At 58.8% G+C, this 13547-nt stretch carries 2 protein-coding genes; both read right to left on the minus strand.

The window, feature by feature from the left end; all coding sequences use genetic code 11:
- Positions 1-123: 123 nt before the first annotated feature.
- A complete protein-coding gene (locus M9827_RS19320) occupies positions 124-525 on the minus strand; it encodes a hypothetical protein (protein WP_250606674.1) in 402 nt (133 codons plus the stop codon).
- Between the two features lie 2 nt (positions 526-527).
- On the minus strand, positions 528-13529 hold the full coding sequence (locus M9827_RS19325) for a two-partner secretion domain-containing protein (protein WP_250606676.1): 13002 nt from the start codon (positions 13527-13529) through the stop codon (positions 528-530).
- Between the last annotated feature and the right edge of the window lie 18 nt (positions 13530-13547).

A 13547-nucleotide genomic window follows, 5' to 3' on the forward strand; every position in this document is an offset into this window, starting at 1 on the left:
GCAGGCCTCTTCAATATTCCAACTTCTTGATTTTCTGTAAGAAAAATCGGGGATCCCTCAGGGTCTGTCCCCATTTACCCCCAGAACCCGCGGCGACGTGCTACCTGTATCGCGACACGCCTCTTATAACCCGCCGAGAAGGTTCTTGTATTTCTCACAAACCGACCTACTGGACAGAGTGGAATCGTCCACGTCATTTAAAACACAAGGCCAGGCTTTCGCAAAACTCAAAAAAACCTTCAAATACATTAACTTAGCGTGCTCAGTATGATCTAGATTAATCTCAATCATTGTCTGCGGAGTAGCCCCGAGAGCATCCTGCCATTCCTGCTGATCTTCGGCATCATAAAACTCATCAAGAATATCTTTTGAATGCAGGGCCAACCAAATATCTGAATCCCCCTCACCAACGCCACCGCGAGAAGGTTTCCCGGCACTCACGAACCCACCATGTTCTAGGAGCACGGTTTTAAAATCGTCCGCGCTCAACTTTTCTGACGATATGATCATTGCCGACAATGACATAATTAAAGCCCTCCTCTGCTGGCGCCATACAAAAACAGCTGATCCAGAGTATTTATCACCTTGACACCTATTTTTTCGTAGGCTTTTATCTGCTGCGCTTTGTCCATATTTGGCGCAAACAATATAACCTCCTTACGATCAGGGTTCAGCGTAGGATTATTCTGGAGTTTTTTCAGCTGCTCCAGCTTCCGTGGATTTGCACTGCTGGCCACTTCGATTATGAAGTTAGGCGTTTCAGCATCAATCTCTCCAATACCTTCAGGTTTTCCATTTATGAACCCAGACCTGAATTTACTTTGATAATCCAACAACACACCCTTATCACTAAGCGCTTTACCTACTTGCCCCTCTAGCACCTCTCCCGGAGAGTTCGACTTCAACGCCAGCTCAATGTCATTTGAAAACTTGCCCGGTTCAAACTTTAGGAATCTTCCAGCATTACCTGCTTCGCTGTCCGCCAGCCCCGCCAGCTTGATCCGAAGCAATTCTGTTTCAGCAGCGGCTACTTTTGCTGCCTCCCGCTTCGCAAAGACCTCCAGAATAGCGTCTACAACAAACTTACCACTTCGAATCCCTGTCATCGCAAGGATGGCGTCATCGAAGGCGCTAACAGACAGTACCCCTTTATTACCAATTGTCGCCAGTCGATCAGCAGCATCCGTCACAACAGACTCAAATGACGAGATGCTCGACAACTCGTTCCCATACTGAGCTGTCTGTTCCCGGCCAAACTGGCCCCACTGCTGGTAAACCGCTCCTTGCCCAAATACCCCGGCAGCATTGAACAACGTCGAATCGTCGAATTGCTCTTTGGTGGCACTGAACGCGTATACCGGTGCGCCATTAGCGATAATCGGTCGACCATCACTCCAGGTCAGCGGGGTTTTCTGAGCTGTCAGTTGCGAGATTGCTTCATACGCAACGCCCATATCTATAGCAAAACCCTCGGACTCAGAGTCGTTGCCAACGGTTTTCTGCATCACGCTTTTCAGGCTTTCCAGATGCGCAGCATCCACTTCTGCGCCGGCAGCGAGGAGCAGCAGGTCTTCCCAACGAGCGCTCGAATGTGGCTTCCCAAGTAAGCCCTCAAGCTCCTCAGCTTTTTTCTTCAGCAGCGGGATTTCCTGTTGCTTGTGCAATTGGCGGTTGAACATCTCAACACCGGTTGCACTGACGATCGCAGTCGTCGCGCCCGTTGCTCCGCCACCAGACCCCGCCGCCGCGCCAAGACCCGAAGCAATCAAGGTTGCCAACGAATCCTGCTGCTTGTCGCTGAGACCGCTATCTTTCAGGGCTTTGGCAATCATTGGCATCAAGGCTGCGGAAACACCTGCACCCAGTGCACCGGCTGCAACGCTGCTGCCCGACAACCCCATTACCGCGCCAACCAGCGAGTGCAGCATGACGCGTGCGGCCCCGCCTTCGGCCCACGCCGCTTGAGTCACACTGTCAGTAGCATCGCGTGCTTGCTTGTCGGCGTAGTCGCCGATTTTTTTGAACGCGTCATTGGCCGTGGTGTTGGCGACGATACCGATGGCCGTCGTGCCGCCCACGCCTCCCAGGCCCACAGCAATCAAACCTGCCGCAACATCCGCCATGATGCGTTTTTCGCCGCCCACCTCCCAACTTTTAAGCTCGATGAGTGCTGCCAGACGCTCCTCGTCGGTCGTGGCTGCCTTCATTTTGTCAGCAGCCGCTTGCTGCTGGGCGTTGGCCACTTTGCCGATGATGTTTCTCGACAGCGAGACCGTGCTCTGAATCAGATCGATCCGCTCTTGAATGGCTTTCTGATCAGGTTTGTCCAGTGCCTCATTCGCATGCGCCGTATCACGATTCAGACCCACCAAATCATTCACGCCTGCAGCGTTGCGCACGATGATGGTGCCTTCGCTGACGGCACTGCGGGTCTTGCTCTGATCCGAGTATTCAAGCGCCAGCGGAATGCTGCCGCCGACACTGGTGCCGGACTTGCCGCCATAAGACAGCGAAATGCCGGCCGACTGGGCACTGATATCGCTCGTGTTTTTGATGTCACTGACGAACAGGCGATCAGTGCTGAGCAGGTTCTTGTCCGGTGTCGCTTCACTGGTAATGACCGCGCCTTGCAGGGTCGTATTTTTGCCAACGGTGATGTCGTAACCACCTTGGCCGGCGAACAGACCGCTCTGATCGGTCACGGCCTTGTAGTCGCTGTTCATGTTGCCGGCGGCAAGGCTTGCAGACCCGGTCACCGTTGCGCCATAGCAGAATGGCGGGATACAGATGCTCGCGCCGATACCGGCACTGCCCTGCTTGCTGCTCTGGGTCTCGGTGTCCTGACGCGAGGTGATGTTGAGGTTGCCGTCGATCACAGCCTTGATACTGTCGGCTCGGACTTGTGCACCTGCCAGCGTGGTGTCATTGCCGCTGTGCAAGGAGAGAGAGCCGGTATCCAGGGTCGTATTGACCTGGGTGACCGAGCTGCCGGTGCCTTTGTTTTTGGCTACAGACGCTCCGAGATCAAGGGTAAACCCGTTCTGCTCGCCCAGGTTGAAGCTAGCGCCAATGGCGGTTTTGTTATTACTGCCGTTGTTGGCCCAGTCAGCCGTGTTCTGCGCGCTTTCCAGAATGATGTCGTTCTTGGCGATCAAAGCAGTGTCTGCGGCTTTCACGCTGCTGCCGACAATATGAATATCACCGGCGGTCCCCGGCGCACCGCCATCAGCGATGATCAACAGGTTCTGGCCAGCATTGATCGTGCTTTGTTTCGCTGTCTGACTGTTGTACTCGCTGGTGCTCTTGCTGTGGGTGTTCGCCAGTTCAGTACCGATCTTTATCAACGAACCATTGCTGGCGGAACCCTGTTTCTTGCCATAGTCGGAACCTGCACCTTCGGCGCTTCCCCCCATACCGCCGAGATCGTTCAACGCCATGGCGGCTTGAGCGTATTTGACCGCTTTAAGGCGCGGGTCGTCGGCGTTTTTCGCCGCTTCGACCGAGTTGTGAATGGTATTGACCGTGTCAACGATCATGCCACCAATGACCCGCCCTACTCCCAGGCTACTGGATTTGTCAGTACTGCTTTGACTCGAGCTTTCCATGCCCGCAGCAATGGTCACCTTGGAGCCGATCAGGCTCATGTTCTTGGTGCTGACCAGATCACTGGCGATCACGCTCAGTTCACGACCACTGGAAAGAGTGACGTTGCCAGCACTGGAGCCGATGGTGCTACCGGTCAAAGTGGTCTGGGACGACTGCCCGGTATGGTTCTGACTGCTGACCGACAGATGTTGGTTGCCTGTGATGTCATCGACACCAAGGTTGTTGGCGGTCAATACCCCCGTCAGGTCGCGGTTCTTTTCCTTATGCAATTCATTGCGGGTAAAAGTGTTTTCTGCGGCGTTGATGGTCAAGTCGCGACCGGCCTGCACCTTCAGATCCTGAGTGCTGACCAGCGCTGAGCCGGTAATCGTGACGTCTCGACTGGCCACCACATCGACGGTGTTACCCGAAATCATGCTGCCGACCGCTGTCGTTTGCGTCTCGGACACTTGATCCTTGACCTTGCTCGACTTCAAGCCGCCCCAACTACTTTTGCTGGAGCTGCTTTCATGCCGGACGCTTTGCGAGTCAGTGACAGCAACGATTTGCATGTCGTTGCCTGCAACCAGTTTCACGGCACCTTTATCAGAGGCCACTTCGCTGCCCTTGATGAGCATGTCGTTGTTGGCAACCAGCGTTGTGTTGCCCCCCGACGTTACTGAGCTGGCGATATTGGTGGTGCTGGATTCTTCATCAAGACGGCTTTTCTTCCCGGAGGAGGTTTTCTTGGTCTTGCTGTAGAAGCTGTAATCGGTGTCTTGCGCCGATTGCAGCGTCAGATTGGCACCCGCGGTCAGGTAAGCCTCATTCCCGGCGCTGACTCGACTGGCAATCAGGTCCAAGTCTTTACCGGCATTGAGCATGACCGTCCCGCCCGCCGTCAGTGTCGTCGAGACCTGGCTGACATGGTCCTCTTGACTCGTGACCTTTTTGGTCTTGGTATACGAGTGCTCTTCATCCGCCGCCGAGGCCAGGGTCAAGTCGCCCACGGCGCTCATGTCGACATCGCGTTTGGCATCGATCTGGCTGGCAATGGCGGTGATGTCGCGACCGGCATTAACGATCAGACTCTGACCGGCATTAATGGCCGAACCATATTGAGTAATCGTCTGATCCGTGTGCAAACCACGTTGACCACCTGAGACCTGCTCAGCCGAAACGAGGTTGACGTCACGCCCGGCATTGATCGTGGTGTCCAGGCCGCTTTTCAGCATGCCTCCGGTGTTGTTGAAGTCCTGTCCAGCCTTGATGGTCAGATTGTTGGCGGCCTCGATACGCGCAGCACTGTCGACAAAGTCGCTACGCTCACTGCGGTAGCCGCTGTCACTCTCGTGGGTGGTGACGGTGCGTTCGTTGATGATGTCGCCACGAGTGGTGGTCAACGACACTTCTTTACCCGCGATAACGCCGCCGGATTTGTTGATCAGGTTGTTGCCGGCCAGCAGGTCGAGGCGATTGCCCGCTTCGATCAGGCCGCTGTTGACCAGGTCGTTGGTGGCGGTGGCCGACAGGTTGTTGTTGGCCTTCAAGGTACCGGCGTTGTTCAGGTCCTTGCCGGCGATCAGGGTCACGTCGCTGCCCTGGATCAGGGCGCCGTTCGGGGCGAGGCGATTGTTGGCGTTGGCCAGGTACAGTACCGGTACCAGTACTTGTTCGCCGTTGACTTCGGCGGTTTCCATCCAGACGATGTCGTGGGTCAGCGCCGCCACTTGTTCGGATGTCAGGCTGACGCCCACCGCCAGATTGAGCTCGTTTTTGCTGGCGAGCGCATTGTCCATCAGGTACTTGAACAGCTCGCTGTCAGACGTTTTACCATCGATAAAACGCTGCCCCGTACGGGCAACCACGGCTTGCTGGATCAAGGTCTGTTCGTAGAATCCGTCACCCAGACGCTTGGCGCTTTGATCGGGGTCGTAACCGAGGTTGGAAAGCAGGTAGTCCGAGCTCATGAACTGCTTGAGGTCGGTCAGTACCGGGTTGGTTTCGACCAGGTATTTTTGCGGTTTGGACTGGCCGCCGCTGACCGGTACGCCCTGCACGCGATTGATCGTGAACGCTGTGGAACGACCCGGCAGCGTCGCGCCACCAGTGTCCGTCGCCGGGGCGCTGACGTCGATTACGCTGGCACCGGCACCCTGTTGCTGGGTCTGGTGATCGACGGTGCTCAGGTTGACGTTGCTGGCTGAGGCCGAGGCATTGTTGGTCAGCAGAATGTTGCGCGTCTGCAAGTTCGGCAACGCTTGATCACGCTGGCTCGGATTGACGCTGGCACCGCCCATGGTCCAGCTCTGCGGGCCGGTCGCGACCGGCGCGGTGTTTTCCTGGCCGCTGAGGCGGAACAGACCATTCTGCCCGGTTGGCAGTGCGAAGCCAGGCAACACCACCGGGTTGACCTGCTGTTGGGCGAGGTTTGGCGGCAGTTGCTGATTGACAGTGACGCGCGTGGAGAACTGGCTGCCACCCGCTCCGGTGCCGGTGCGCGGACCGCTACCGATATAGGTGTAGCCCGGACGGACGACACTGTTATCAATGTTGTTCTGGGCGGTGATGTTGACCGCGCCTGCGGCTTGAATGACGGCGGAATAGCTCTGGTCGCTGCCGGCGATTTTACGGGTGCTGCCCAGCCCCGGCAGTTCCCGTTCGGTCATGCCGATGAAGTTGGCGATACCGCCCTGCAGACCACCCAGATTATTGGCGTCGTAGCCACTGCTTTCATACCAATACTGGTTGGTGAAGGCACTTGCTGCGCTGTACCAGCCACCCGCGTTCCGGGTGCGCTCGGACATGTAGATGCGGGTGGTTTCGGTCTCACCGGTTTCCACGCCACTGTTGGTCAGGTTCGCCACGTTGGCAGTGAAGTTGCCCGCCGTGGCGATGGTGCTGCTCTGGTTGAGCAGGTCACCGCCATTGATGGTCAGGTTGCTACCTGCGGTGATGCTGGACGCAGCGCTGGCCGCAGTGACCTCGAGTTTTTCGCGCTGCACGATCTCCCAGGCGTGGTTCTGCTTGCCGCTGCAGTCACCGGCGTTGACCCCTTCGATACAGGTGACCTCACCGATGCGCGCGGTGTAGATACCGGCGTTGTTGACCGTGAGCACGTCGCGGATGTTCTGGATCGAACTCGCCGCGAGGGTCATGCTGCCGTCGCTTTGCATCGACGCCGAGCGATTGACGATGGAGTTGGCCCACCCGCCCCTGCCGTCGCGGTCAATCGTCAGATTGCCGAGGCTGTAGACGTTGCCGTAGCTGTTATTCAAATCGGCGACCCGCAGCGACATGTTCTTGCCGCTGAAGATCAGCCCGCTGGCGTTGACCAGGTTACCGGTGGTGAGGGTCAGGTCATCGGCAGCAGCGGTGGTGCCGTAGTTGCGCACGCCGCTGGCATTGATGGTCAGGCCTGCGCCGGAGGTGAGTCGACCGGCGTTATCCAGTTGGCCACCGACATTGATCGTGGTCTGCCCGCCACCGGCGATGCTGGAGGTGGCGGTCGTGAGGCTGACTTGCGCAGCACTCAGACCGAGGTCGCCCTGGCTGGTGAGACGACCGGTGCCCCAATAAGCCGAGCTCAAGCCGACATTCATGCTGCCATCACTGGCCAGCAGCCCTTCGTTGTTCCAGTTGACGCCGTTGCCGGTGAAGCTGTTGGAGGCCAGCAACTGCCCGCTGGCGGTCTGGGTCAGGTTGTTGACGTTGACGGTCAGGCGCCCGGCCTGAATCGAGTTGCTGTTGGTCCAGGTGTCGGTGCTGATGGTCAGGCCACCACGGGTCACCAGCGTGCCACCAGCGTTGATCACGTTGTGGGTGGAGATGTCGAAGGTGCCCGTGCCGACGTGCAACAGGCTGCCACCGGCATTGAGGAAACTGCCGGCATCAAGGGTGAGGTCGGTGTTGGCGGTTTCCAGCGTCCCGTTGCGGTTGTCGAACAGGCCACCAATCTGGAAAGCGGTTTTGCCGCTGGTGCCCAGCGCACGCAACTGCCCCGTCTGATTGTCGAGGCTCGCCGCCTTGATCGCCAGGGTGCTATCGCTCTCGATGATACCCAGACGGTTGTTCAGTGCACCGCTCAGATTCAGGTCGATCTGCTGGCCGGCAATCTGCCCGTCGTTGTCGCCGCTGTTGTCGAAGTTGTTGCCGGTGACGTTGATTTTGCCTTTGGCGTAGAGCCCGCCATTGCGGTTATCGAAGTTGCCGGTGACGACGATGGCGTCGCCGCTTTGCGCGGAGATACGTCCACCGTAGTTGTCGATCGACATCAGCGCATTGAGGTTCAGGCGCTGGGCCTGGATCACGCCGCCCTGACGATTATTGTTCAGGTCGTAGCCATTTTTCAGCACACCGCTCAGGCGCGCAGTAAACGCAGCTTGCAGGCTGGCGAGTACACCGCCACGGCTGTCGAGGTGGCCGGCATCAATGGTCAGGTCGCCGTTGGTGGCGATGATCCGACCGCTCTGGTTATCGATGTCACCAGCAGTGACAACGCTCAGTGCGCCCTGGCTTTGCACGGTGCCTTTGCCGTTGTCGAGGCTGGCGGCCTGCAGTTGTACGTCGCCCGTCTGACTGTAAATCAAGCCATCGGTGCTGTTCTGGATGGCGCCCGGTGTAGTGATCGTCAGCAGACCGTTGGCGGCCACCGTGCCGCGATTACGGTTGTCGAGGCCACCGCTCAGCAGGGTCATCAGACCCTGACTGACCAATTGCCCGCCCTGGTTGTTGATCTGGGTCGAGCGTTGCAGCAACAGCGCGCCGCCACTGGCCAGTTTGCCGTTGGTATTGGTCAGAGCACCCAGCAGATCAAGGGTCACTGCGGCGCTACCGACAAGACTGCCGCCGGTGTTATCCAGCATGGTCCCGGTGAAACTCAGGTCTTGCTTGGCATTGACGGTGCCGCCAGCGTTGCCCAGGGTAATGGCTTGCATTGCCAGGGTCGCATCGGTGGCAATCAAACCACCCGCAGCGTTGTTCAGCAGACCACCGATGGTGAGGGTTTGCGCACCGCCGCTGGAGAGTAAGCCGCCGTTGCTGTTGTCCAGATTCGCGGCATTGACGCCAAGGTTTTTCTGGGTGACCAGTGCGCCCTTGCCGCTATTGAGCAAGTCCCCGCTCAAGGTCACGTTGAGGTTGCCGTCAGCGCTTGAAAGTGTGCCGATGTTGCGGTTGTCGAGGCTGGCCGCGTTGACGGCCAGGCCGTGCAAGCCGGAGATCAGACCGTTCTGGTTGATCACTGCGCCGGCGTTGACGTTCAGCACATTATTGCTGATCAGCTTGCCGCCGCTGTTATCGAAGCTGCGAGTATTGAGGTCGATGCTTTGGCTGCTGGAGATCTTGCCGTTGCGGTTGCTCAGGTCGCGCAGATGCTGGAGGCTCAGTTGGCCTTCGGTGGTGATCAGGCCACCGTCGTTGTTCAGGTCAGCGCTCGCTGCACCAAAATCGATGGCGATGGCGCTGCCCAGCAGAGAGCCGTTCTGGTTGTTCAAGCCTTTGCTGTTGATGGTCAGGCCACTAGTGGCGTTGATCAATCCAAGGTTCTGGTTAGTGAGCAAACCATCGAGATTCAGATCAAGGTTCGCGCGGCTGGTCACGGTACCGCCGCTGTTGTCCAGGCTGGCGGCTTTGATGTCCAGCGCGGCGGCGGCAATCATGCCTTTGAGGTTGCTCAGCGCCTGGTCGATGCGCAGCGTCACCGCCTGATTGCTGAGCAATTTGCCGTTGCTGTTATCGAGGCTGCGCGCCGCCACGGTGAAGGCGTGGGCACTGGAGATTTCGCCACCGTCGTTGTTGACGTCCTGAAGGTTTTTCAGCATCAGCAACGGTGCGCCGATCAGGCCGTTCTGGTTATTCAATTGACCGTGATTGAGGTCCAGCTCCAGCGACGTATTGCTGAACAGCTGACCGCCCTGCTGATCCAGACCGGTGACGTTAGCGGTCAGGGCAGCGGCGCTGGCAATCCGGCCGCCGTCCTGGTTGGTCAATTGGGTGGCTTTCAGGTCCAGCGTGTCGCCGCTGTTCAACTTGCCGTTGTGGCTGTTATCCAGCGCACCGGTCTGCACCCGCACCGGGCCTTTGCCGCTGATGACGCCGTTTTTACTGTTGTCGAGGCTGGCACTGTTGAGGGTCAGGCTGGCGTCGGTAACGATCTGCCCTTCCCGGTTGAGCACCACGCCGGTGGTGGTCAACGTCAGCGGCCCGCCCACGGACAGGCTGCCAAGGTTGTTGATCAGGCTAGCGGCGTTGACGACAAGCGTACCTTCGGCGCTGATCAGGCCCTGGCTGTTGTTCAGATCACCGGTGAGGTCGAGTTGCAGATCGTGCTGGCTCAACAGCGTACCCGCGCTGCTGTCGAGGCTGTGCCCGGTCAACGTCAGGTCGGTCTTGCCCGACAACAGGCCTTTGGCCCGGTTGAGCACTTCAGCAACGGTCAGGGTCAACGCGCCCTGCGCAATCAGTTTGCCGCCGTCGCTGTTGTCCAGACGGCTACCCACCAGCGTCACGTCGGCCTGGCTGGACAGTTCGCCGCCACGGTTGTCGACGGCATCGACCTTCAGTTGCAACGCGTCGTTGGCGCCGACGAGGCCACCGTTTCGGTTGTCGAGGCTGGCGCCGGTCAGCGTCAGACCGCTGCTGGCGACCAACTCACCGTGCTGGTTGTTGAGGTTGGCGACATTGGCGATGACATCGGTTTTACCGGCGATCTGGCCATCGCTGTTGTCCACGCTGTCAGCGCTCAGATTCAGCTCGCCATCAGCGATCAAAGTGCCGCTCTGGTTGAGCAGTTGACCGTCCACTGTCACCCCGAGGGTGCCACGGCTGGAGATCATGCCACTGCCGTTATCCAGGCGGGCACTGCTGATATCGACGGTTTGCGCGGAGATCAGACCTTTGACACTGGCCAGCAGTTGTTCGATGCGCAGGGTCAGGCCCTGATTGCTGATGAGCTTGCCGTTGTTGCTGTTATCAAGGTTTTGCGCGGTCAGTGTGAACGCCTGGGCGCTGGAAATTTCACCGCCCTGGTTGTTGATGTCCTTGAGGTTTTTCAGCACCAGCACGTGGGCGTTGATCAGACCGTTCTGGTTGTTCAACTGGCCGTGATTGAGGTCGAGACTCAGTGAGGTTTTGCTGAACAACTGGCCGCCCTGCTGATCGAAACCGGTGACCGTAGCGGTCAGCGCCTTTTCGCTGGCGATCCGGCTGCCGGTGCCGTTGCTCACCTGCGTGGCGTTGAGGTTCAGGGTGTCGCCGCTGATCAAGCTGCCGCCCGCGGTATTGTCGAAGACACCGGTGGTAACAGCGGTGGCATTTTTGCCGCTGATCAAGCCCTTCTGGCTGTTATCAAGACCTTGCGAGTTGAGGACCAGGCCTTTGTCGGTGGCGATCGAGCCGGCCTGATTGTTCAGGCTGCCCGTCGTGGTCAACGTGAGGGCACTGGCACTCGACACCTGACCGCGAGTGTTGTCGAGACTGGCCGAATTGACGGTCAGTTTGCCTTCACTGCTGAGCAGGCCTTCGATGTTGCTCAGGGCATTGTCGAGGCGAATATCCAGACCTTGCTGGCTGACGAAACTGCCACCGCTGTTGTCCAGCGTCTGCCCGACCAGCGTTGTGGCGTTCTGGCTGAACAGCTGCCCCTTGGCCTGGTTGATGATACGGGCCACGGTCAGGCCCAAGGTGGTTCCAGCGAGAATCTTGCCGCTGTCACTGTTGTTCAGGCTTTGCCCTGCAACCGTGACATCGACCGCGCTGGAGATTTCGCCACCGCGGTTGTCGATATCGTCGACCTTCAGTTTCAGCGCTTTTGTGGCGCCTACCAGACCGGCGTTACGGTTATCGAGCGCCTGGCCTGTGAGCAACAAAGTCCCTTGCGCGACCAGTTCACCGTCCTGGTTGACGAACTGTGCGACGTTGGCCGTCAGATCGGTTTTGCCGGCAATGCGCCCGGTGCTGTTATCGATACGCGTGACACCGAGGATCATCGGTCCGGCCGCACTGAGCAAGCCGCCGCGGTTATCCAGTTGGCTGCCGCTGAGGTTGACGGCAGCCTGACCATCGAGCAGGCCTTTCTGACGGTTGTCGAGTGTCCCGACCGTCAGTTGCAGATCCTTGGTCGCGCGAACTTTACCGCCACGGTTGTCCAGCGCGTCGCTGCGCAGGGTCAAACGGTCTTTGCCCAGCACGCTGCCGCTGCGGTTGTCGAGACTGATGCTCTGCACGTCCACCACGCCTTTGCCGCTGACATCGCCATTCTGGTTGTCGAACAGGCCGCTGATGCGCGCAGTCAGACCGCCGTCACTGACGAGGCTGCCTTCGTGGCTATTGTCCAGGCTCGCGGCGGTAATGCTGACGTTCACACCGGAGCCCAACACACCATTGCGGTTGTTCAGCGCACCGATCAAACCGATGTTCAGCGCAACGTCACCCGTGACCTGGCCGTCGCTGTTGTCGAGGGTGACAGCGGTGATACCGAGGGTCCCCGCACTGGAAATCTCGCCATTGTGGTTGTTCACCTCGCCGATATCGGCCTTCAGACTGCCACTGCTGGTAATCACGCCCTGCGTATTGAGAACTTTGCCGGCGCTCAGTTGCACGGCGGTGTTAGCGAGCACGCGGCCCTTGTTCTGGTTGTCCAGCGTGCCGGCAACGATGTCGACGGATTGCCCGGCGTTCAAAGAGCCACCCTGGTTGTTCAGGGTTTGCGTTACGTTCGCCGTCACGTTGCGACTGGCGATCACGCTTTTGCCGCTGTTGTTGAGGTTCTGCGCACGCAGGCTCACGTCGCCTGTACCGTTGCGGCTGTTGTCCGCGTTGACCCCGGCTTCGATGATGCCGTTGTTGGTCAGTGTGCCGCCGGCGCCGAGGTTGATGCTGTCGCGCGCGGCGAGGTTTTGCAGGCTGGTCAGATCACCTTGAGTTTGCACATTCAACGCGGTGCCAGCGTAAACCGGACCTTGCGCCTGGAGGCTGGTGGCTTTGACGTTGACGGCCGTGGCCGCAGAGGTCTGCGCCAGGGTCAATTGGCCGTTGGCATCGATCTGGATATCACCACCACTGGCGGCCAGATTACCGGCCAGTTTCACCCCGACCCCGGCCTCGGTGCCGACCAGTTTGATCGCGCCAGCGTACATGCCGCCGAGTGCCGAGGAGTCGATGGCCAATTGTGGTTTGGCGCTGCCGTCATCGGCGCGCGGCGTAGCGTTGAGGGTTTGTGCGTTGACGTCGTTGCGCCCGGCGACGATGGTCAGGTTCTGTGCCTGAATCTCGGCATTGATCTTCGCGCTGCGAGTGATGATTTCGAAGCGATCGACATTGTTCGCGTTGAGCCCCGCGCCTTCGATGGCGACGCTGCCCTGATCGACCTGGAAGCGATCGAGCCGACCGTTGTCGAGCACCGGTTTACCGGTGGTCAAGGTCACTCGTGGCGAGTTGATGAAACCGCAGCCATTACAGGTGATGCCGTAGGGGTTGGCGACGATGACCCGCGCCGACTGCCCCGCCACCTCGGTGTAACCACGCAACTGGCTTGGGTTACCACTGACGACTTCGTTGAGAATCGCCTGCGCCGACCCGCTGTTTTTCAGGTTCGGGTTACCGATGATGTGGCCGCCCAACTGAGTGTTCGACGTCTGGGTCGCACCGTTGTTGAGGATGACGCCCTGCGCACCAACGTTGTAATCGTGGAACTGGTTGTGCGACAGACCGCTGGCATTGGGCGTGGCGATGTTGATGATCGGCACGCCATTGCCGGCGCGATCCAGCGACGTATTCGGGTTGGCCACCACAATGCCGTCGGCCTGCGCCCACATCGGTTGCCAGAACATGACGTTCGCCAGCAGAAACGCCAGCCCGCGCTTGGGCATGCCCAGAAAGCGCTCGTGCTCTTTCACGGCCGCAGAAGGTTGGAGCGCAAGAAAGGCGAACTGGCGAACGTCCATGTCGATGATCTCGAAAAG

The organism is Pseudomonas sp. AKS31 (assembly GCF_023634765.1).
Taxonomy (GTDB): domain Bacteria; phylum Pseudomonadota; class Gammaproteobacteria; order Pseudomonadales; family Pseudomonadaceae; genus Aquipseudomonas.